Source organism: Chitinophagaceae bacterium (assembly GCA_016717285.1).
Lineage (GTDB): Bacteria > Bacteroidota > Bacteroidia > Chitinophagales > UBA10324 > JACCZZ01.
Genome location: JADKFU010000005.1, coordinates 1674161 through 1697650 on the forward strand (window position 1 = coordinate 1674161; position 23490 = coordinate 1697650).

The window sequence follows — 23490 nt, forward strand, 5'->3', positions numbered from 1 at the left end:
ATGGAATTCCACCATACACCGAAACCTGTTTCAGATTTCAGATTATTCAAGCTATTTTTGCGCGTCTTTTAAAAAGCTACCATGAATTTACACGAATACCAGGGAAAAGAATTGTTGAAGCGATACGGCGTTCCGGTGCAGGAAGGTATTGCAGTGGAATCCGTGGATGCTGCTATTGAAGCAGCCAAGCAATTGAAGAACGAACGCGGCACTGCTATTTGGGTGGTGAAAGCACAGATTCATGCAGGTGGAAGAGGCAAGGGTGGCGGCGTGAAAGTGGCCACCTCCTTAGATAAACTGAAAGAGAAAGCTGAGCAGATTATCGGTATGCAGTTGGTTACTCCGCAAACCGGTCCTGCAGGAAAAAAAGTGAACAAGGTATTGATTGCGGAAGATGTGTATTACGGCGATGAAAAAGACCGCAAGGAATTTTATATGAGCGTGTTACTCGACCGTGAGCAAAAAAGGAATGTGATCATCTATTCCACAGAAGGCGGAATGGACATTGAAGAAGTGGCTGCTAAAACACCTGAGAAAATTCATAAGGAATGGGTGGATCCAAAAGATGGCCTGAATCCTTACCAGGCAAGAAAGATTGCTTTCAACCTCGGCTTATCCGGTGATGCCTATAAAAACATGGTTTCCTTCGTAACCGCTGTTTACAAAGCATATGTTGAATTGGATAGCGCATTGATCGAAATCAATCCGACTTTAAAAACGTCAGACAACCGCATCATCGCGGTAGATGCAAAAGTTAAAGTGGACGACAATGCTTTATACAGGCATAAAGAATACGCTGACTTACGCGATGTTTCCGAGGAAGATCCAACGGAAGTGGAAGCGAGTCGTTTTAACCTCAACTTCATCAAGCTCGATGGCAATGTCGGCTGCATGGTAAATGGTGCCGGTCTTGCCATGGCCACCATGGACATGATTAAGCTTGCAGGTGGTTCACCCGCTAATTTTCTCGACGTAGGTGGAACAGCCAATGCGCAAACTACAGAAGCAGGTTTCCGCATCATCTTGTCTGATCCGAATGTGAAAGCCATTCTCATCAATATTTTTGGCGGCATCGTTCGTTGCGACCGTGTGGCCCAGGGAATTGTGGATGCATACAAAAACATCGGAACTATTCATGTCCCGATTATTGTCCGTTTGCAGGGCACCAATGCTGAATTGGCAAAAGAAATAATTGACAAATCAGGATTAAAAGTGTTCAGCGCCATCGAACTTCGCGAAGCCGCTGAGTTGGTGAACAAAGTGATTGCCGCATAATCGAATAGGTTTTTCGTTCGGGCAAAATTTCCGGCTATCAATTATTTTTTTCAATAGTAAATAGTTCATCGTTGTTACTCAAGATACATTCAAACAGAATCAGTGAGCAAAAGATCAACCTGGTGGTTGATGAGTTGAAGAAGGGTGGCTTGGTTGTATTTCCCACAGATACTGTGTATGCCTTTGGCGGCGATCTTTTTCAACCCAAAGCGATTGAACGGTTAATAAAGATGAGTGGAAAAAAACGGCCTGACTTTTCATTCATCTGCAGCGACATTGCGCAGGCGCAGGAATACACTGCAGGGTTGGATACTCCTGTGTTTAAAGAAATGAAGCGCTTGTTTCCCGGACCTTACACCATGATTGTGAATGCTGCTCCACAGGTAGCCCGATTTTTTCAAACCAATAAACGTACTGTTGGAATCCGCATTCCTGACAATGAAATCGCACGTGCCATTGCTAAAGCTTTGGGGCATCCGATCATTTCCACTTCATTGCATGATGAGGATGTGATTCTTGATTACATCACTGATCCGCGTGAAATTGAAAACCGGTTTCACAGTCAGCTCGCTATTGTGATTGACGGCGGTTCAGGCGGAAATATGCCTTCAACAGTAATTGACTACACACAGGATGAACCAATGCTGGTAAGGGAAGGATTGGGAGCATGGCAGCCATAACAAATCAGAAACTTTCCTTTTCATTATTTTCTGAAGGGAATTGAACTTAACCTAATCAACCGAAATCAATTATTAGAATTGTTTATAAGTAACAGATGTAACAATTTACAGTAACATTTTTAACAACGACAACTCAAATCAGGATGCGATTTTATACAGTTCTTTTCTTTCTCTTGTTATCATGTTTCACGACACAATTGTTGGCGCAAAACGCAACCGTTCGAGGACTTGTTTATGAAAAGTCGACTGGTGAACCTGTTATTTATACCAACGTAATTCTGAAAGGAACAGGACTCGGCGCGCAAACCAATGAAGACGGACTCTACAATATTGCCAATGTAAAGCCCGGCTCTTACATGATCTTCTGCACACAGTTAGGATTTGATACTGTTGAAATACCAATTACCGTTAAGCCCAATGAAATTTTGAATCAGCAGCTTTTTCTTTCCAAATCTGCCATTGAACTCGAGAATGTAAACATCAGTGCTGCCCGTGAAGAAAAGAAAACGGAAACAGCTGTTTCGATGACAAAGATTACTACAAAGGATATTACACGCATTCCGTCAGTGGGTGGTGAAGCGGATCTTGCGCAATACCTTCAGGTGCTGCCCGGTGTGGTTTTTACAGGTGACCAGGGCGGTGAATTATACATTCGCGGCGGTTCTCCCATTCAGAACAAAGTATTGCTGGATGGCATGACCATCTACAATCCTTTTCACTCCATCGGACTTTTCTCTGTGTTCGAAACAGATATTATTCGCAATGTAAAAGTGTTTACCGGTGGATTCAGCGCTGAGTATGGTGATCGCTTGTCAGCGGTTTTAGATGTTACTACACGCGATGGCAATAAAAAACAGTTTGCAGGAAAAGTAGCGGTGAACCCGTTTCTCACTAAAGTAGTTTTGGAAGGACCTATAAAAAAACTCAATGATGCCGGCTCCAGTGTCTCTTATATGTTTACCGGAAAGTCTTCCTATCTCGATAAATCATCTCAACTGTTTTATAGTTACATCGATACAGGTGGTCTGCCATACAGTTTTACAGATCTGTATGGAAAGATTTCTCTCAACAGTGCCAGCGGCAGCAAGCTGAGTTTCTTTGGTTTCAATTTCAACGATCATGTGAATTATCAGTTCGTATCAGATTTCGATTGGAAATCATATGGCTTTGGTACCAATTTCGTAATTGTGCCGGGTGGGTCAAAGGTGTTAATAGGAGGCACGATTTCCTATTCCGATTATAATATTTCACTGCTGGAAGCCGATGGTAAACCAAGAACAAGCGGCATTAATGGATTTGATCTGAATATTGATTTCACTTACTTTCTTCCGCATGGCGATGTGAAATATGGTTTTGATATTGGTGGGTTCAGAACTGAGCTTCAGTTTTATAACTCGCTTGGATTGAAAATAGAACAGAATAACAATACAACTGAGTTGTCAGGGTTTCTTGTTTATAAACACATCTTTAATGAGAAATTTATATTGGAACCAAGTATCCGCCTTCAATACTATGCTTCTCTGCCTGCCTTTTCGCCTGAACCACGCATCTCCGTGAAATACAATTTAACAGATGGCATACGGTTGAAAGGTGCAATAGGTATGTATTCACAAAATTTCATCAGCACTAAATCGGACCAGGATGTGGTGAATCTATTTACAGGATTTCTTACAGCACCTGATGGTCAGCTCAACGGAACCGATGGAAAACCTGTAAAAACCAATTTGCAGGTTGCCAGCCAGGCTGTGATTGGAGTGGAAGCCGACCTTACAAAGAATATTGAGCTGACTTTTGAACCATACTATAAAAAGTTCGGCCAGTTGATCAATATCAACAGGAATAAATTGTTGCCTGAAGATCCGGATTTCGAAGTGGAAACAGGCAAAGCTTATGGACTGGATTTTTTGGTGAAATATGACTACCGGAATTTCTATTTATGGATTGCCTACTCTTTGGGATATGTCAGCCGTGATAATGGCGAACAGGTTTATCCACCACATTTTGACCGTCGTCACAACCTGAATATTGTAGCATCTTATACCTGGGGAAAAGATAAAAGTTGGGAAGTGGACGTCCGCTTTAACTTCGGTTCAGGATTTCCATTTACACTTACACAAGGATTTTATGAGCAGGTTAATTTTCTTGATGGCATCAATACAAACTACACTACACAGAACGGCAACCTTGGAATTGTGTATGACGACAGTTTAAATACCGGCAGGTTACCTTACTACCATCGCGTCGATTTAGCGGTAAAAAAGAAAATACAGATTTCGGAAAACAGCATGCTGGAACTCAATGCCAGCATCATCAATGTCTATAACCGTGAGAATATTTTTTACTTCGACAGGGTAAGTTATCAGCGTGTGAATCAGTTGCCCATACTACCGAGCGTGGGTGCGTCGTTAACCTTCTAAAATTATTCCGGTATTCATTCCTTGCTACCTTTCACACGCATCCATTACTTTTTTAATGAGTGATTTTGCGTGGATCAAACAGTAACAACTGTTTTCATTTCAAACAAGTGTAATCATCAGCGTACAACCTGCATTTTGAATGTGTATATCATTTTGATGTATTCACTCGAAAAGTTGATGGAAGACGTGAATTTTGAAGTCATTTTTCAACAAGCCCGATTGTCTTGATAAAGCATAGCAAAATCATATTATTTATTATTGCTGTTTTCATGCTTGCTGCTTCATTTGCAGAAGCCCAGCAAAGCAATGTTTATACTGATCCGGCACTCAGTTATAAGACCGGAATTATGTTGTTTCAGCAGGAAAAATATGGAGCTGCACAGGAGAAATTCCGGCAGGCCATTGCAGATTTTGAAAAACAAAATGAAACTTCCAGTCACTTATTATTGCTGGAAGCATTTTATTTTGATGCACGCTGCAGCAAAATGCTCAGTCGCCCTGATGCCGAAAAATTGTTTCTTGACCTGGTGAATAATTACGAGGAAAATGCTACCACACGTTTGGCCTATTTCCACCTGGCCGATTTGTATTTCGATCAGAAGAAATATGACAAGGCCATAACCTGGTATAAGAAAGTTGATCCGGCTGATCTTTCAGCAGAAGAGAAGACGGAATATAACTTTCAGATGGGATTCAGCTATTTCTATAAAAAAGAATTTGAAAAAGCCAAGCCACTCTTGAATGAAGTACGCACGCTGAAAGGAGGGTATTATTATCCGGCCAATTATTATTATGGCTACATCACTTATAAAGAAGGTAGCTATAAGGAAGCGCTTGCTTCTTTTCAGGAAGTGGAAAAATCAGAGTTATATCATTCCATCGTGCCCTACTACATTGCCAATATCTATTTCCAGCAAAAAAAGTATGATGAAGAGATCAACTATGCCAATGGATTTAAGAGCGATGATAAATTGCAATATGGACTTGAAATGCAGCAGTTGACCGGGAAGTCTTATTTTGAAAAAGGGCAGTACGACAAAGCAATGCCTTACTTCACGGCTTTTATGAGTGCAGCTCCAAAGTTGAATAAATCGGATATATACCAGATTGGGTTTTGTCAATACAAGACAAAAAATTATGCAGCTGCCATCAACAGCTTTAAAGAACTTAATGTGCTTGATGATTCCCTGGGTCAAAATGCATTGTACCTGATGGGAGATTGTTACCTGAAAACAGGAGAGAAGAGCAATGCGAGGTTGGCTTTTGAACAGGCTTCAAGAATGAATTTTGATTTGTTTGTAAAGGAAAATGCATCCTTTCAGTTTGCAAAACTTTCCTTCGAACTCAATTACCACGATGTGTCTGTTGCGGCATTGCAGGATTTTATTACGTCTTTTCCAAAGTCTTCCAACGTTGGCGAAGCAAAGGAACTACTCTCGCTGGAGTTTTTATCCACTCAGAATTACAGGGATGCACTCACTTTGCTGCGTACAATGGATGCTAAGAATCCTGCAATAAGAAAAGCATATCAGAAAGTTGCCTATTCACGTGCAACGGAATTATACAATGCCGGTGAACTGAATGAATCCATTGCCACCTTTGATGAGTCGTTGAAAAACCCTGTGGATGGATCGTTGCAGGCCGCAGCATACTTTTGGAAAGGACAATCATTTTATAAGCAACAAAAGTATAGTAATGCCATTACTGCTCTTTCTCAGTTTGCTGACTTCACGGATAACAAAACCAAACTTCCCGCTAATGTGTCGGACATACATTCAGCATACACGATAGGTTATTGTTATCTAAAACAGGAATCTTATGCCAACGCTTCCGATTATTTTCAGCGTGTGATGAAGTCAACCGCTGCTTCCGGCGATGCTTCCATGAAGAAAATTTATGCGGATGCAACTTTGAGAAATGGCGACTGTGGATTTGTATTAAAAAATTACAGCGCGGCCATTGGTAACTATGAAGAAGTGGCTTCTGAAAAATTGCAAGGTGCTGATTATGCTTTGTATCAGAAAGCGGTGATACTCGGACTTCAGAATAAAACTGCTGAAAAATTATCAGCGATTAGAAGGATTATCACTGATTATCCTGGAAGTATTTATATGGATGACGCGTTGTATGAACTGGGTACTACTAATCTCACCGTGCCTGCATATCAGGATGCCGCAACAGCCTTCAGCCAGGTTATTGAGAAGTATCCAAACAGTAATTATGTGAGTAAAGCGCACTTGAAAATGGGACTGATTTATTTCAACCTCGATAAAGATGACGATGCGTTACGGGAATATCGCTGGGTGCTGAATAAATATCCTAAATCACCTGAAGGCGCAGAGGCGCTGAACGGCGTTAAGGAAATTTATACTTCACAGGGAAATGCGCAGGGATATCTTGATTTTGTAAAAGGTATCGCAAATATCAACGTCACCGATGCTGTGAAAGATTCAGTCATGTACCAGGCAGCCGAAAATAAATATTCAAAGAATGATTGCAGCGGTGCGATCAAAGAATTTTCAAATTATCTCACTGCTTTTCCTGCTGGAGCTTTTGCCTCACCTGCACACTTCTACAGAGCTGAATGCTTATTCAATCAAAATGATTTTGATGCGGCTTTAACTGATTATGCTTTTGTTGCAGGTCAGCCTCAGTCACGCTTCACAGAAAAATCATTGCTGAATGCCGCACGTATCAGCTACACGCAAAAAAAGGATTACAGCAGTGCTTACAACTATTACAAAAAGCTTCGTGAAAATGCAGAGTTCAAGGCCAACAGTACAGAAGCAACAAAGGGCATGATGTACAGCGCTTATTATCTCAGCCATTACAATGATGTTGTTTCGTCCGCAGAGCAATTACTGAATGCCGAGAATGCGAAGGCAGCAGATCTCACAGAAGCGCATTATTACCTCGCAAAAGTGTATGATGCGCAGCAGGATCTTACAAAGGCATTCGCTGAATATTCAGTTGTATCCAAAGAAAAATCTGCGATCGGAGCTGAATCCGGGTACCGGATGGCGGAAATTTATTTCAAACAGAATAACCTAAAAGCAGCGGAAGCACAATGTTATGCTTTGCTGAAGCAGAAGCCTGTTTATGATTACTGGATTGCGAAATCTTACTTGCTCATAGCGGATATTTTCGAAACAGACGGTGATTATTTCCAGGCCAAATCAACCTTGCAAAGTGTGATTGATAATTATAAAGGCGCGGATGAAATCGTGTCCACTGCTAAAGAGAAGTTGAAAAACGTAACAGAGAAGGAAGCGAATCAATCAAGGTTAAAACCGGAAAATCAGCCGGATGAAATGGAGTTGGATTCAATTCCCGGAGTGGGCGACAAGTAATAGTGAATGGTGAATAGTTAATATTCAATAGTAGATGATAAGGAACAAAATCAGTTGCGCTGTAATGAATAATTTTCATGCTAATGGTCAACGCAAATCTTTGCGAGGGAAATGCTTCGCAGCAGCATTCAGTTTTTTGATGATGCTGATTTCCTTCCAGCATTCATTTTCGCAGGGAAACATTGCTGCTGAACAGGTTGATATTGTAAAAGCGTATCAACCTTTGCTGGCCGACGCTGAAAAGATTGATTTTAATGCTGAACCTGCATTGACTGATACAAGCATGACAACATTAAGCTATGACGTTAAACCTCATTTGATAGAAGTACCTTTTATACCGGCGGAAATTCGCGCGGTATCACTGCCGGTGACGGAACCTGTTGCATTGCAGAATAACTTTCTAAAAGCAGGATTCGGAATGCAGCTCACTCCATTAATCGACCTGCATCTTCACAATGGCAATTCGAAAAGTTTCAGCTATGGATTAAATCTTCATCATCTTTCTTCCAACGGCAGCAAAATTGATTACCAGGATTTCAGTCATACCGGTATTGATTTATTTGGAAGCGCGTATGTCGGTGGTTCGGTGCTTTCTGCAACTGCAGGTTACGATTTTCGAAAGAATTATAACTATGCTGAAGCGGTAACTGATTCAACTGACAATGACAAGCAGGATCTGAAGCGAACTTATATCCTGCTTCCGTTTGAGATTGGATTTCAAAACACGAACAACAAAAACAACATTAATTATCATTTTGGATTTAAGTATTATCATTTTGACTGGCAATCCAACAATTCGTTTTTATTACCTGAAAAGGAAGATTATTTCAATTTTAATTTTCTGCTACAGAAACAAATACAAAAAATTCATAGCGCAAACCTTGAATTCACCTATGAAAACCTGCACGATAAACTGATTGGCGTTTATGATACTGCTCAATCACTTTTATCTGTTGTTCCGTACTACCAGTTTAAGCAGAAAAATATTTTGATACAAGCAGGTGTAAATGTGAATGTATTTGACAAGGCCGTTAGCTTTTTTCCGCGATTGCATGGTGAGTATAAATTGATTGGTGAATACCTGATACCATATATCGGTTGGGAAGGAGGATGGAAGCCTAACACCTTGCCGGAAATCACCACTGTAAATCCTTATTTGGTAAACACCAGCTCCTCTTTTTCTAAATTCAATGATGTATTTCTTGGTATTAAAGGCAGCTACGGAAATAATATCTCTTATAACCTGAGAGGCGGTTTCCGCTCACAAACAAACCTGCCTGTTTATTTGCCTGATCAGATCAACCCGGCTTATTACAACCTGGAATACTATTACAATCTGAACATCATAAATGTGCATGCGGAAATTGCTTATCGTCAGTCGGAGCGAATCAATGTAGTATTGAGTGGAGAAGCTAATTCCTACGATATGGATTTTGATGATCAGCCATGGGGAATTCCAAAATCACAGCTCGACTTAACACTGAATTACAATCTTCAAAATAAGATTTTCGCCCAAGTTGATTTTTTTGCAAACAGTGGCGCTTATACCATCCTGCCTTCCGAAACAACATCCACCCAATTAAAAGGGAGAGCGGATGTGAACATTTCACTCACTTATGATTACAAGAAAAACATTTCCGGCTGGCTGGCATTCAATAATATTTTTGGCGCAAAGAATACAGCGTGGTTTAATTATCCCACTTATGGATTTCAGGCAATGGTGGGAGTTAACCTGAAATTTTAAAGGCAACGTCATTCTCAATGTGAGTAGCTGAAAAAAATATATTGCCAGCAATGGATGCAGCATGCTGCTATTGTAATCTCCGCTTATCAATCTGGTTCTGAAAAAAAGTCCCTTCCTGAAAGCAATCTTCCTACTTTTAGAACATGAGATTCCGGTTTATTAACCATCCTTTTTTCAGAATCTTCGAAGTTTTTCTCGTGTTTGTGGTGATGGTCATTTTTGGAACGGCCGGTTACATGCTCATTGAGAACTATACCTGGATTGAAGCGGTGTATATGACGGTGATTACCATTGCAACCGTCGGATTCGAAGAAGTGCATCCCCTTTCACCTCATGGAATGATTTTCACGATCATCCTGATAATGGTAACGGTTATTGCCATCTCATTTTCATTGGCCTACATCACCCGTTACCTGCTTGATGGTCAATTTCAGCGCAACTATAAATTGTACAACATGAAGAATAAGATAAAGCACCTCAGCAACCACGTCATTCTTTGTGGATATGGCAGAAACGGTCAATCTGCATTTGAGATCCTTCACATGAGTAAAACGCCTGTTGTGATAATTGAGAAAAATGCAGAGCTGATTGAAAATGCGGGCAGGAGTATTGACTATTTCCTCGTGGGAGATGCTACCGAAGATGAAGTGTTAACACATGCCGGCATTCTGCAGGCGCAGGCCTTAATTATCACACTGCCAAATGATGCAGACAATGTTTTCATCGTGCTGACTGCAAAAGCATTGAACCCAAAATTGAAAATAATTACGCGGGCTTCCAGTGATACATCAGTAAGTAAGATGAAGATTGCGGGTGCTGCCAATGTAATCATGCCCGACAAAATCGGCGGCACACATATGGCAACACTGGTAGTGAATCCTGACGTAAAAGAATTTCTGGATTACCTCTCCACGCAGAATAGTGAGGATTTTCAGATAGCTGAAATTATGGTGAAGCATAAATGCATGCTCTCCGAAATTGATGGATGGAAAAATACGGGCGCAACCATTCTGGGAATAAAAAATATTTCCGGCGAATATCTCCTTAATCCGTCTCCGTCTGTTATTGTTACCATCAGCGACCGTTTGATTACCATGGGTTCAAAGGAACAACTGAATAGAATGGAGCAACTTTTCAGGTAACGGCTGAATGTATGAAGATTAACTTTTCATTAATTGAATGTATGGTTGGTTTGCTTTTTACTTTGCTAACTTGCAAGTAAATTACCTCGCTGCATGAACCAGGAATACGCAGTTTCTATCGGTTCCCCACACCACGATAACGTTTCACCGGTTTCCGGTTCAGATGAAGAACGTAACAGGTATCATGCACTCCAGCTTTCCTTTGCACATGAGTATGAAGATATCTTTCTCAATATCCTGGCAGAGAAAACGATCGTCATTATACCCAGTCTGTCGGTTGATCAGGAAATTCTTTCAAAAGTCAAAGGCTCGGTATTCTATGAAGAGCGCCTATTGTGTCTGTTGATGTTGCTGCGGATGCCCCGGACGCATATCATTTATGTTACCAGCATTCCGATAGATCCCGTTATAGTTGACTATTACCTTCATTTGTTGCCCGGCATTACCGGTTACCATGCCCAGCAACGGCTAACCATGCTGAGTTGCTTTGATGACAGTTCAAAATCCCTAACAGAAAAGATACTGGAACGCCCCAGGTTGATTGAAAGGATCCGCAACAAGATTCAGGGAGGTCATCTGGCACACATTGCCTGCTTCAATATGACTGAGCTTGAGCGTACACTTGCAGTTCAGCTTGGCTTGCCTATTTATGGAGTTGATCCTGATTTGCTGCATATTGGCACCAAGAGCGGCAGCCGAAAAATATTTAAAGAATGCGGCTTTGATATTCCGGCCGGCTTTGAAGACCTGAGGGATGAGACCGACATTGTAGATGCATTGGAAGCATTAAAAAGGAAAAATCTATTCCTTGATAAAGCAGTTGTTAAATTGAATGAAGGTTTTTCGGGAGAAGGCAATGCCATTTTCTCTTTTAAGCAATTTCCGGAAAATGGTCACCTGAGAAGTTTTATCCGAAATACGATTCGAAAAAAAATGGAAATTGTAGCGCCGGATATCACCTATGACAGCTTCATTGACAAATTCAAAGCAATGAAAGGAGTGGTGGAGGAATTTATTCCCGGTGCTGCAAAACAATCTCCATCCGTACAATGCAGGATCAATCCGCTGGGTTGTGTAGAGGTACTTTCAACCCACGACCAGTTATTAGGCGGTGATAGCGGACAGGTTTTTATTGGTGCTAATTTCCCCGCGAATCCTGAATACGCGAAAGAAATTGGAAGCATGGGCAGGAGAATAGCAGGCAGGTTAAAAGACTATGGTGTAATTGGCCGTTTCGGTGCCGATTTTATTTCGGTAAAAAGGAGACAGGATGGAAGCATTATGCACTTGAATTGAATTTGCGTAAAGGTGGTACTACGCATCCCTTCCTGATGCTGCAGGGCCTTACAGTAGGGAATTACAATGAGGAAACAGGGATTTACCATACAGCTAACGGCCAGCAACGCTATTACTTCAGTTCAGATAACCTGCGAAGTGATGCGTACATCGGTCTCACTCCTTACGACCTAATGGATATTGCTATTACAAACCGTCTTCAGTATGACGGAAGTCTGCAGCAAGGTGTTATGTTTCACCTCATGGGAGCACTTTCCCGTTATGGAAAGTTGGGTGTTGTTTGCATTGGTGACACTGCTAGCCGTGCCAATGCCTTTTACCGCCGCACAGTTCAGGTGCTGAACAAAGAAGGTAAGTCCGGCAAGTCCGCCGCAATTTATTAGGTGCCGGTAATTCAATAGGTGCATCAGACAACAGCAACCACTTCCTTCGTCTTTCTTGCTCTCTCGTTATGGTCGAGAATAATTTTGCGCATACGAATTGACTTTGGTGTGATTTCCACAAACTCATCCTCCTGTATAAACTCCAGCGCTTCTTCAAGCGAGAAATTAACTTTTGGCGCAATACGCACCGCTTCATCAGTTCCTGAAGCACGCATATTCGAAAGTTTTTTAGTCTTCACTACATTAATCACCAGGTCTCCCGGACGAATATGCTCACCAATAATTTGTCCGCCATATATTTCTTCTCCGGGTTCTATAAAGAAAGTGCCCCGGTCCTGTAAGGCATCAATAGAATAAGCAGTGGCAAGTCCTTTTTCCAACCCAAGTAATACACCGTTGTTCCTACCGGGAATATTTCCTTTCCAGGGCTCGAACGCCTTGAAACGATGCGCCATGATGGCTTCACCGGCCGTCGCAGTCAGCATATTATTTCGCAAGCCAACCAATCCACGTGAAGGAATATTAAACTCCAGGTGTTGCACATCCCCTTTAGGCTCCATAATAGTCATTTCGCCTTTGCGTGCAGAAACAAGTTCAATCACTTTGCCGGCAAATTCCTGCGGCACATTTACTGTAAGCACTTCCACCGGTTCGCATTTCACGCCTTCAATATGCTTAACAATTACTTTGGGTTGACCCACCTGTATTTCATAACCCTCGCGACGCATGGTTTCAATAAGAATGGAAAGATGCAGAATACCGCGACCATATACCAGGATTGCATCAGGTGAATCGGTATCTTCCAAACGAAGTGCAAGATTTTTTTCTGTTTCTTTTTCGAGGCGCTCACGCACGCGTTGTGACGTTACCAGCTTTCCTTCTTTGCCAAAGAAAGGAGAGTTGTTGATCGTGAACAACATATTGATCGTTGGTTCATCAATCGCGATGGGTTTCAATCCTTCCGGATTTTCAAAGTCAGCAACGGTATCTCCAATTTCAAAATCTTCAATACCGAAAATAGCACAGATATCTCCTGAACTTACTTCCGTTACGCGCTTCCTGCCAAGACCTTCAAATGTGTACAATTCTTTGATCCGCGATTTCAAAACCTTGCCATCTCTTTTCACAAGACTCACAGGCATGCCTTCTTTTATTGTGCCTCTCAGCAAGCGTCCGATTGCAATTCGACCTGTGTAGGAAGAATAATCAAGCGAAGTAATTTGCATCTGGGGAGTTCCTTCCAATGCAGGCGCTTCCGGAAAATAATTGATGATGGTTTCGAATAAAGGAATCAGGTTCTCGGTGGGTTTCTGCCAGTCGTCACTCATCCATCCTTGTTTGGAAGAACCATACATAGTTGGAAAATTAAGCTGCTCTTCCGTTGCATTCAGATTAAAGAATAATTCGAATACCTGCTCGTGTACCAATTCAGGATGGCAGTTCGGTTTATCAACTTTGTTGATAACTACCACAGCCCGCTTGCCAAGTTCAAGCGCTTTCTGCAAAACAAAACGCGTTTGCGGCATAGCACCTTCAAATGCATCCACCAATAATAAAACGCCGTCAGCCATGTTCAGCACACGCTCTACTTCGCCGCCGAAATCTGCGTGACCGGGCGTATCAATAATATTGATTTTAGTATCACCGTAACGAACAGAAACATTTTTTGCAAGAATGGTTATTCCACGTTCCCGTTCCAGTGGATTACTGTCTAATATAAGGTCGCCTGTTTCCTGGTTATCACGAAACAAATTCGACTGATGAAGAATTTTATCTACTAAGGTGGTTTTCCCATGATCGACGTGGGCGATAATGGCAATATTTCTAATGGATTGCATGCAGTGGGTTAAAATTTGGAGGCGCAAAGATAGCGTTATAAATCGGCAATACGAAGGAAGCGTCACAATCAGTCATGATGGGCTTCGATCTGCTTGTTGAAAACAATGTAAGTTGATTCGTTTTCTGAATAGCATTCATAAACAATTTCGATAGGAAATCGAGTGTAACATCGACGTCTGTGAATTATTAACACAACTGTGACGCATAACATGATGGCGTTCAGCGGATCTGTTGATTTTCTTATAAATTTACCGCTTATGAAACTCAGGTGCTTTTTCATTGCCACTATTGTGATGCTATTACAGCAGCACAATCTGTTTTCGCAGACAAGTACATATCACCGTTACATCGTTGAATTTAAGGACAAGCAAGACAACCCTTTCTCCGTTTCAGATCCTGCAGCTTTTTTATCGCAGCGTGCAATTGACAGGAGAAACCGTTATGATATACCAATTACAGAAAATGATCTTCCGGTCAATCCGGCCTATGTTCAGCAAGTGATTGACATTGGGGTGAAGTTGCTTAACCAATCAAAATGGCTCAATTCCATTTCGATAGAAACAGATGACTCGCTGATGCTTGCAGCAGTAATGGCATTGCCATTCGTAAAATCATCTTATCCAATAGCGGTGCGTATCAGCAATTTGAAACGCAACTTGAAATCAGCTACAGGATCCGGTGATTTAAAATTAAGTAGCGACAACGTACTGGATTATGGGAAAGCAGCAAACCAGATAGAAATGTTGCATGGCAATGTTTTACATCAGCAAGGTTATAAAGGTGAAGGCATTGTGATTGCCGTAATGGATGTGGGTTTTGATAATGCTTTCAATCTCAGGGTTTTTGATAGCCTGTTTCAGCAGGAAAGAGTCTTAGGAACCTGGAATTTTGTTGATCTCAATGATAGTGTCTTTCATGGCGGTGGACATGGCACTTCTGTATTGTCCACCATCTCGTCCAATCTACCCGGAACCATGATTGGCACCGCGCCCGGAGCAAGTGTGTATTTGTTTGTAACCGAGGATGGATTTTCAGAATATCCCATTGAAGAACACAACTGGGCAGCGGCGGCCGAAAAAGCAGATAGCCTTGGAGCAGATATGATTACTACTTCGTTGGGATATTCCGAATTTCAGGATGCCTCCTTCGATCATACTTATGCTCAATTGGATGGCAATACCACTATGATTACGCGGGCGGCGGACTTTGCAGCCTCAAAAGGAATGATCGTTTGCAACAGTGCCGGTAATGAAGGAAAACATGACTGGTTCTACATCGTTGCACCGGCTGATGCGGATAGTATTTTAACGGTAGGTGCAGTAGATTCATTAGGACTAGTTACTTCGTTAAGTTCACATGGTCCTGCATCAGATGGTGACATTAAGCCCAATGTAGTAGCCCAGGGAATCCGTGCAACTGTAGTGGAACCTTATTCCGGAATTATTGTGACGGTTAACGGCACATCTCTTTCAAATCCAATCATCGCAGGCATGACCGCTTGCCTTTGGCAGGCACATCCCGATAAAAACAACATGGAAATAATTTATGCGATTGAAAAAAGTGCCAGTTTGTATTACAATCCTAATGATTCAATGGGATACGGAATTCCAAATTATGAAGTTGCGGATCTCATGCTTTCGGACAAAGCACCCAACGAACTCGCCCTCACAGGACCATTGATTTATCCGAATCCTTTCAGTGATACCTTCGGTATGTTATACTACACTGCCAGGTTGCAGACATTAGAAATTGAGGTGTTTAATATTTATGGTGAAAAGGTGCAGGCCTTTGAAACTGATTTCCTTACCGGTTATAATTATCTGCCTGTTACGGCGCTAAAAAATGCTTCAAACGGCCTTTATTTTCTGCGACTTAACTTCGATGATCACACGGAAGTGGTTCGGGTAATTAAAGTGCAACCCTAAAGATTTTCAGGCATTCAATGATTGATTTCTTGCAAGTCATAACATTGCAATAAAAACTAATGCATAAAATCTTTGAACTGCTGCTGACGTTTTGAGAAAAACAATCAGCCATGAAAACCAAAAATTTTTTCTCCGAATGGTTTGCCAATGATCTTGATGAGATCATTTTTGAAGGAAGAAATAAATTATATGGCGCCTATGAATTGCGCAGAAGTTATCCTGAGCGTTTGAAACAGGCTTTCATCATTGCTTTATTGTTCTGTTTCACATTGTGGACTGTGATGGAGTTATCTTTATCAAAACATAAATCGATAGTAGTGCCTTCTTCTTCGGGAGATATACCTTATATAACCAATCCCGGTTTTTCGGAAGATAAAAAGCAACAGGTACAAAAAGAAGAACGATCTTCTTTATCACCCAAAGAAAAATTGCCCACTTCCATTGTGGCAGACACAGCACAAGCCGAAAAGAAGGATACTGATACTACGAGCCATGCAAAAGATAGCGGTGAAGGAAAAGCAGACAGTTTGGGAATTGGTTCTTCAAACAATGGAACCGGAGGTTCAGTGAATGGAATAGGATCAGGAGAAGGAAAAGGATCTGATACCGCTGGTAAAAAAATTGATGCGGAGGAAGTGATTTCAACACCTGCAGTAATGCCATATTTCCCCGGTGGGAAAAACGCACTATCGAGATATTTGCAAATTCATCTGAAGTGTCAGCAGTTCAGATCGAGTAATGCAAAGGGTGGAAAGATGTACGTGAGTTTTATTGTTTCCAGGGAAGGAAAAGTTTATGATGCGCAAATAATGCGTGATGGTGTTGGCTATGGTTGTGTGCAGGAGGCTGTAATGGTTTTACAAAATATGCCAAAGTGGATTCCCGGTACTGATAACAATCGTGCAGTGAATGTGAAAGTCATAATGCCTATTTCAATGGAAACTACAACCGAGTAAAAATTTAATTATTCATAAAGAGGCCCGCAGCACAATGCTGCGGGCAGTTATTTTACAAGACAGGGTGAACTGCACAATTGAAGGATAAAAATTCAATGAGTCATCAAGTAGCCTGAAGCACATTTGCTTCGGGTAGTAAGCTTACTTCACAACAGGTTGAACTTAGAATTACAGACTTGCGCCGTTAGGAGCAACCTTATGGTAGTAGAAATAAAGGACAGATTTTTTTATGTTCCGATAGGTACATTGTAACTACGAAACATGTTAATTTTTTATCTTAATGCAGTCGGATTTTCTAAAGGAAAAAATCCTGATTAAACAGAATTACTGCCGGGCCTTCACCATTTTCATTATTGATGCTGTCTGCCCATCTATCATCACTTTTATTACATACATCCCATCTGCCAGATCAGCTCCCCAGCTCATTGTTCCTGATAAGGAATGAATTTCGTGTTGCTCCATCAATTGACCCATCATTGAATAAACATTTAATGTAGCATCATTAAAAGAAGTAGTTCCAAAATCAAACCTGATAGTACTAATTGATGAAAAAGGATTGGGACTTGCACTGCAACAATTGAAAGCTAGTTGTTGATCTTCAATACCTGTTGCAAATCCATCCTGCACCTGGAACTTATCTATGGCTGCTTCAACAAGATGCCCTGAACTGGCGAGGTCGCTGGATGAGAAAATAATTTTCATAGTGGAATTAGGTGTGAGATAATTGGCAACCTGATATTCATGATAAATCCATTGTGATGTCGGGAATTTGATATTGCCCATCTTAACCGTTGTAGTACCGTCGGTGATAGAAACGATCAACGTATCGTTAGGCGTTCCGCTGCCGCCGCCATTTGCAAACCAGGAATAAAAGCTAACTACCGGATGTTCGTAAGTTGTCAAATCCATTACAGGTGAGGTAAGCGTAGTCTTGCCGCTATCTACATCATCAAACCCTGCGCTGCCTCCTCCGTTGCCGGTAACAAAACAATAATCTCCAAAATCATTGGTCACATCGAGATCCGGGTTATAGACTACATTATCTGTATTAATAGTACCCACAGGTTCCCCGCGTTCCCATTTTCCTGTAGTGGCAGTTCCGGTTACAACCCAATTATTGTTGACAATAAAATCATCGTAGTAACCCTTTGATAACTTGAGATCAAGTGGCGCACTGGTCAGATTCAATTCTGTATTTGGCGATGCAAATTCGTGATAACCCCATTTGCCAGTATAGATATCATAATCATCTATGTAAATAGGTGATAGGCTGAATGCACCATTCACATCAGTTGTGATTTCATACGACTCACCAACATTAATTCCCCGAAGGTAAATATGCGCGTCAGCCAACAGCTCATTAGTGATGGAATCTGAAACGGTGCCGGTTACACTTGTACTTGCCAATGGAAAAAGCTGAACATCCAACTGCGTTGTGACACCACTTGCAAGTGAAACATTTTGTATTTCCTTTGTAACATAACCCACCTTGCTGAATCGAACAGTGTAGCTTCCCGGAATTCCTATCCCTGTCTTATATACGCCACTTAAATCCGTTTGATCGTTTTGAGAAGTGGTTAGAATTTCTACAAGACCATTGTTGATGCTTCCTGAAGTTAGGGCATCTGTAACATTACCCTGTAACCAGCTTGCTGAAATGTAGTTGGGTGTAAGAACAGTTAATTTACCATTGGTATTAAAAGTATAAAGATCCGAAGCAATCACATTTCCTGAAGGCAGGTAAGGATATACGCCCCAGGTTCCTCCATAATCTCCACCTGATTCCTGCGGATCAGTATCATAGGCCCCAACCTGAATCATATTGTCAGGATGGGAAACATCGAATAGTGTAACGCCGTCTTTGTAATAAGCCACCCACGCAAACTGATCATTAAGCAGGTGCACATTGTGGATGATTGTACCTGATCCCGGATTCGACTGCACCCGGTCAAGCTCAGTAATATTGCCTAAATCCGAAACATCATAAGAAGTCAGGTAGCTGTTGTCAACTTCGTCAGTTGTAAACGCGTAGTGATTATCGTGGGTCGGCCATGAGTTATGGGTGAAGTTATTCGGCGTGCTTACTGAACCAAGTGGTACAGGACTCAGCGGATTTGAGACATTCACAATTTCCAGTTTGCCATCATTAATTTCAGAAGCCCATAATGTATCGCCGCGCACAAATCCATCGTGAATATAATGTTGTTCATACTTGCCTAAATAAGGAGGATTCAGTGGATTTACTGTTAAATCAAAAATCGTAGCGCCGCCATTTCCATAAGCGCCTCCAAAAATATACAGCTTACCATTCTCATCTATCCAAAGCGTATGGCCATCTTGTTGCAGTGCACCGGATGCATCAGTAAAAGAAAAAGTGGAATGACTTACGCTTAAAGGCAGATTGCTGAGGTCTATCACCAACAAGCCACCACCCACTTCATTGGTAGCATATGCATAATGTCCGTAAGTTTTGATTTCCCGCCACAAGTTTGGTGTATGAGGCACGTCGAATTTTATTTGTGGATTATCCGGATCAGAAACATCAACTATCGAAACCCCAGCATAGGTGCCCACGAGAGCGTATTCTGTTCCATCATCATCCACATAACCCCAAATGCTGGCGCAGGAATAGGGATAAGATATTTCTCCCCTTAATTCAAGGTTAAAATTTTGAGCACTTGATGCTTTAACAATGATTAGCAGCACCAGGATCGATTGTAATATTTTTCTCATGTGGATTAGCGAGTGGATTAAGGAAGGTGGCAGATAAAAAAAGCAAATAAACAAATAATTTAACTAGGGAAAATCAGGCAGTTTTTCATTTTCGTTACATCTAGTATATCCATCGCAATTCTTCGCTTCATTTATTGTCTCTTCATCGTGTCAATGAACGTGCTCATAATTTTAAAATGCTGATGGTGAAATGCATAATTTAATACGTTTTCATTTGCGCGGTTATCTTTGCAGCATGTTTTACAATCACATCATTGAAACAATTGGAAATACACCTTTGGTTAAGCTGAATAAGGTTACCAAAGGGGTAAAAGCAACCGTGCTTGCTAAAGTAGAATCATTCAATCCGGGAAATTCCATCAAAGACAGAATAGGATTGAAAATGGTGGAAGAAGCGGAAAAGAAAGGATGGTTAAAACCTGGTGGCACCATCATTGAAGGCACTTCCGGTAACACAGGAATGGGACTTGCACTGGCTGCTATCGCGAAAGGATATAAATGCATCTTTACTACTACGGATAAACAATCGAAAGAGAAAGCTGATATTTTGAAAGCGGTCGGAGCAGAGGTAATCGTTTGTCCGACCAACGTTGAACCGTCTGACCCACGCTCGTATTATTCCGTATCAAAAAGATTATCGGAAGAAACACCCAATTCATGGTATCCGAATCAATATGATAATCTTGATAACCGGCTGGCGCACTATGAATCTACCGGACCGGAAATTTGGAATCAGACGGAAGGAAAAATCACACATCTTGTAGTGGGTTCAGGAACAGGAGGTACTATCACCGGCTGTGCACAGTATTTGAAAGAAAAGAATCCGGCTATTAAAATTTGGGCAATTGATACCTATGGATCTACCTTAAAAGCATTTCACGAAACAGGCAAAATTGAACAGAAGGAAATTTATCCTTACATCACAGAAGGAATTGGTGAAGATATTATTCCGAAGAATTATGATTTTACATTAATTGATCTGTTTGAAAAAGTAACGGATAAAGATGCGGCATTAATGGCAAGAGAAATTACCCGTAAGGAGGGAATCTTTGTTGGCTATTCCTGTGGTTCCGCGGTTGCCGGATTGATGCAGTTGAAAGACAGCCTGAAAGAAGCAGATGTGGTGGTAGTGATTTTTCCGGATCACGGAAGCAGGTATGTCGGCAAAGTTTATAATGATGAATGGATGCGTGATCGCGGCTGGTTAACTGTGAAAACATTGCGGGATATTATCGAAACAAAAGCCGATAGCAGACTCATTTCTATCGATGCCTCCAGAAATGTTGCTGAAGCAGTGACAGTAATGAACAGCAATGATATTGATCAACTACCCGTGATGGAGGATGGCAAAATGGTGGGCTCCTTGAGTGAAACCGGTTTACTTAACAAACTTATGTCCGATACTTCTTTAAAATCTCATAACGTGAAAGAGGTAATGGAAAAACCTTTTCCGGTGGTTGCCGCAGAAACTACCATTGACAAGCTGAGTGGAATGATGAGTAAAGAAGTTCCTGCAGTTATTACGCTGGATGGATTGAACAACCTGCACATCATCACTAAATCAGATATCATTCGCGCGCTGTCGAAGTAGAAGAGAGGCCCAAAGATTACTCTTTAACATCAACTGAAAATAATGGGTAAACTGAATTAACTGTTCAGACTTATAAATGAAATAAGCCTAAATGAAGCCGTCAACTTTCTCGCAAAAGTTTAAAGACCAGCTATCGAGAAATATTTCAGTCGTCTTTCCTCCACAGCGAATTGTCTCGCTTGTTCCTTCTCAGACAGAATTACTTTTTGATCTTGGGCTGAATGAAGAAGTAGTTGGCATCACAAAATTTTGTGTACATCCTGCGCATCAATTCAAGACAAAATCGAAAGTAGGCGGCACGAAGAATATTAATTTAGAAAAGATTATCGCACTTAATCCGGATTTGATTATTGCGAATAAAGAGGAGAATGATGAACTTCAGATTAAGGAATTGTCAGCCCGCTTTCCTGTATGGATCAGTGATATCAAATCGTTGCAGGATGCTTTTCGGATGATAACAGCTATTGGAGAAATGGTTAACAGGTCGGAAGCGGCCTTGAGGTTGATACAGAACATAGATTCAGCATTTGCAAAAGCTGACAACCTTCATCCTCAATTTTCTGCAGCTTATCTTATCTGGCGAAAGCCATATATGGCAGCAGGCAGCGACACTTTTATTAACTCGATGATGGAGTTGGCAGGTTTCAAAAATGTGCTTGCCCATCAACTGCGATATCCTGAAATTAATGTAATGCAATTGAAATCGCTTCAACCACAATTTGTTTTGCTTTCTTCTGAACCATATCCTTTCAGTGATAAGCATGTGCAGGAATTAGAAAAGGAATTGCCCGGAACAAAAGTTTTATTGGTGGATGGTGAGTTGTTTTCGTGGTATGGAAGCCGCTTATTGAAAGCTGCTGACTACTTCCGGGAAATCAGAAATCACCTTCAATCCTGATCGTTCTGAAAATAACCTCCTGATCATCCAAGCAGAACATTAGTCCGTGGACGGCGTCCCGCTGATCACGGGTTTTAAGGTTGCCTGGACGCCAGCCATAGACAGATCTTGTCGTGCACCTTAACAATATCCTGCTGTTCATCCAAACCGAACTTTGTTATATTTGCCCTCATAACTAAATTCAAAAAATCAACTTCCTATGTCGTTAAGTAAGATTACTTCATTGCTCGAAGACAAAGCCGAGTACCTTTTGAATCACATCAGTGGCACCGTGAATAAAGAACTTTTGTATGCACCCGGGCCTGATTTTATTGATCGTGTTTTTGCCGGTACCAACCGTAGTAATCAGGTGTTGCGCAGTTTGCAAACAATCTATGGTAACGGAAGATTAGGTGGAACCGGGTACGTATCTATTCTACCGGTTGATCAGGGTATTGAGCACAGTGCAGGCGCATCATTCGCACCCAATCCAATCTATTTTGATCCTGAAAATATTGTTAAACTCGCAATGGAAGGTGGCTGTAATGCAGTGGCTTCTACGTATGGTGTGCTTGGTTCAGTAGCACGAAAATATGCGCATAAAATTCCTTTCATTGTTAAGATCAACCACAATGAATTTCTTTCCTACCCGAATAAATACGATCAGGTAATGTTTGGCACCATTGAAGACGCCTGGAACATGGGTGCAGTAGCGGTAGGTGCCACCATTTATTTTGGAAGTGATGAAGCTACCCGTCAATTACAGGAAGTTTCACAGGCCTTTGAATATGCACATGAGTTGGGAATGGCAACCATTCTTTGGTGCTATCTGCGCAATTCCGGATATAAAAAAGATGGAATAGATTTTCATACTGCTGCTGATTTAACGGGACAGGCCAATCACCTTGGCGTTACGATTCAGGCAGATATTATTAAACAGAAATTGCCAACTAATAATGGCGGTTATGAAGCTTTGAAATTTGGCAAAACGCACCCTAAAGTTTACCGTGAACTCACTACCGAACACCCGATTGATCTTTGTCGCTACCAGGTAATCAATTGCTTCATGGGACGTATCGGTCTAATCAATTCCGGCGGCGAATCTAAAGGAGCGTCAGATATGGCGGAAGCGGTATTCACAGCTATTGTGAACAAAAGAGCAGGTGGACAAGGATTGATAAGTGGAAGAAAAGCCTTCCAGAAACCCATGAATGACGGAGTGGAATTACTGAACATGATTCAGGATGTTTATCTTGAAAAGAAAATTGATCTTGCTTAACAC

The 23490-nt window shown here is 41.4% G+C and carries 13 protein-coding genes and 1 pseudogene; 12 read left to right on the forward strand and 2 right to left on the reverse strand.

Going from position 1 to position 23490, the window contains the following annotated elements; translation table 11 throughout:
* The first annotated feature begins 81 nt into the window (after window positions 1-81).
* The 7 genes and pseudogenes from sucC to IPO83_16695 all read left to right on the forward strand — a co-directional run bounded on the left by sucC (window position 82) and on the right by IPO83_16695 (window position 12287).
* Window positions 82-1275 (forward strand): ADP-forming succinate--CoA ligase subunit beta, encoded by a 1194-nt coding sequence (gene sucC / locus IPO83_16665; protein MBK9732887.1) that lies wholly within the window; start codon window positions 82-84, stop codon window positions 1273-1275.
* Between the two features lie 71 nt (window positions 1276-1346).
* Complete coding sequence (locus IPO83_16670) at window positions 1347-1955, forward strand: threonylcarbamoyl-AMP synthase (protein ID MBK9732888.1); 609 nt, start codon at window positions 1347-1349, stop codon at window positions 1953-1955.
* A gap of 143 nt (window positions 1956-2098) precedes the next feature.
* Entirely contained in the window at window positions 2099-4372 is a 2274-nt protein-coding gene (locus tag IPO83_16675) for a TonB-dependent receptor (protein MBK9732889.1), read from the forward strand.
* A 224-nt stretch (window positions 4373-4596) separates the two neighbouring features.
* Window positions 4597-7722 (forward strand): tetratricopeptide repeat protein, encoded by a 3126-nt coding sequence (locus tag IPO83_16680; protein MBK9732890.1) that lies wholly within the window; start codon window positions 4597-4599, stop codon window positions 7720-7722.
* Between the two features lie 64 nt (window positions 7723-7786).
* The gene (locus tag IPO83_16685; protein MBK9732891.1) at window positions 7787-9466 is read left to right on the forward strand and encodes a hypothetical protein; all 1680 of its coding nucleotides are present in this window, start codon (window positions 7787-7789) and stop codon (window positions 9464-9466) included.
* Between the two features lie 143 nt (window positions 9467-9609).
* A complete protein-coding gene (locus tag IPO83_16690; protein MBK9732892.1) occupies window positions 9610-10608 on the forward strand; it encodes an NAD-binding protein in 999 nt (332 codons plus the stop codon).
* Between the two features lie 93 nt (window positions 10609-10701).
* A pseudogene (locus IPO83_16695) lies at window positions 10702-12287 on the forward strand (carboxylate-amine ligase).
* 23 nt (window positions 12288-12310) lie between these two features.
* On the opposite strand, the gene typA reads toward IPO83_16695, so the two are convergent.
* Window positions 12311-14125 carry a translational GTPase TypA gene (typA, locus tag IPO83_16700; GenBank protein ID MBK9732893.1) on the reverse strand — a complete coding sequence of 605 codons (1815 nt, stop codon included), beginning with the start codon at window positions 14123-14125 and terminating at the stop codon, window positions 12311-12313.
* A gap of 258 nt (window positions 14126-14383) precedes the next feature.
* On the opposite strand from typA, the gene IPO83_16705 reads away from it, so the two are divergent.
* Window positions 14384-16051 carry a S8 family serine peptidase gene (locus tag IPO83_16705; protein ID MBK9732894.1) on the forward strand — a complete coding sequence of 556 codons (1668 nt, stop codon included), beginning with the start codon at window positions 14384-14386 and terminating at the stop codon, window positions 16049-16051.
* A gap of 110 nt (window positions 16052-16161) precedes the next feature.
* Complete coding sequence (locus IPO83_16710) at window positions 16162-17007, forward strand: energy transducer TonB (GenBank protein MBK9732895.1); 846 nt, start codon at window positions 16162-16164, stop codon at window positions 17005-17007.
* Window positions 17008-17331: 324 nt separating this feature from the next.
* Here the strand turns inward: IPO83_16710 and IPO83_16715 are convergent, their stop codons facing one another.
* Window positions 17332-19740, reverse strand: a complete 2409-nt coding sequence (locus tag IPO83_16715; protein ID MBK9732896.1) for a choice-of-anchor B family protein — start codon at window positions 19738-19740, stop codon at window positions 17332-17334.
* Window positions 19741-19975: 235 nt separating this feature from the next.
* On the opposite strand from IPO83_16715, the gene IPO83_16720 reads away from it, so the two are divergent.
* From IPO83_16720 to IPO83_16730, 3 genes are all read left to right on the forward strand, one after another.
* Window positions 19976-21331, forward strand: coding sequence for a pyridoxal-phosphate dependent enzyme (locus tag IPO83_16720; protein MBK9732897.1), 1356 nt, complete (start codon window positions 19976-19978; stop codon window positions 21329-21331).
* A 91-nt stretch (window positions 21332-21422) separates the two neighbouring features.
* Window positions 21423-22229, forward strand: a complete 807-nt coding sequence (locus IPO83_16725; GenBank protein MBK9732898.1) for an ABC transporter substrate-binding protein — start codon at window positions 21423-21425, stop codon at window positions 22227-22229.
* 199 nt (window positions 22230-22428) lie between these two features.
* Window positions 22429-23487 carry a class I fructose-bisphosphate aldolase gene (locus IPO83_16730; GenBank protein ID MBK9732899.1) on the forward strand — a complete coding sequence of 353 codons (1059 nt, stop codon included), beginning with the start codon at window positions 22429-22431 and terminating at the stop codon, window positions 23485-23487.
* The last annotated feature ends 3 nt before the right edge of the window (window positions 23488-23490 follow it).

Excerpts from the sequence above, each read along its gene's own strand:
- sucC (MBK9732887.1), top strand. The coding sequence starts at position 82 with ATGAATTTACACGAATACCAGGGAAAAGAATTGTTGAAGCGATACGGC.
- IPO83_16675 (MBK9732889.1), top strand. The coding sequence starts at position 2,099 with ATGCGATTTTATACAGTTCTTTTCTTTCTCTTGTTATCATGTTTCACG.
- IPO83_16685 (MBK9732891.1), top strand. The coding sequence starts at position 7,787 with ATGAATAATTTTCATGCTAATGGTCAACGCAAATCTTTGCGAGGGAAA.
- IPO83_16690 (MBK9732892.1), top strand. The coding sequence starts at position 9,610 with ATGAGATTCCGGTTTATTAACCATCCTTTTTTCAGAATCTTCGAAGTT.
- typA (MBK9732893.1), bottom strand. The coding sequence starts at position 14,125 with ATGCAATCCATTAGAAATATTGCCATTATCGCCCACGTCGATCATGGG.
- IPO83_16705 (MBK9732894.1), top strand. The coding sequence starts at position 14,384 with ATGAAACTCAGGTGCTTTTTCATTGCCACTATTGTGATGCTATTACAG.
- IPO83_16710 (MBK9732895.1), top strand. The coding sequence starts at position 16,162 with ATGAAAACCAAAAATTTTTTCTCCGAATGGTTTGCCAATGATCTTGAT.
- IPO83_16715 (MBK9732896.1), bottom strand. The coding sequence starts at position 19,740 with ATGAGAAAAATATTACAATCGATCCTGGTGCTGCTAATCATTGTTAAA.
- IPO83_16720 (MBK9732897.1), top strand. The coding sequence starts at position 19,976 with ATGTTTTACAATCACATCATTGAAACAATTGGAAATACACCTTTGGTT.
- IPO83_16725 (MBK9732898.1), top strand. The coding sequence starts at position 21,423 with ATGAAGCCGTCAACTTTCTCGCAAAAGTTTAAAGACCAGCTATCGAGA.
- IPO83_16730 (MBK9732899.1), top strand. The coding sequence starts at position 22,429 with ATGTCGTTAAGTAAGATTACTTCATTGCTCGAAGACAAAGCCGAGTAC.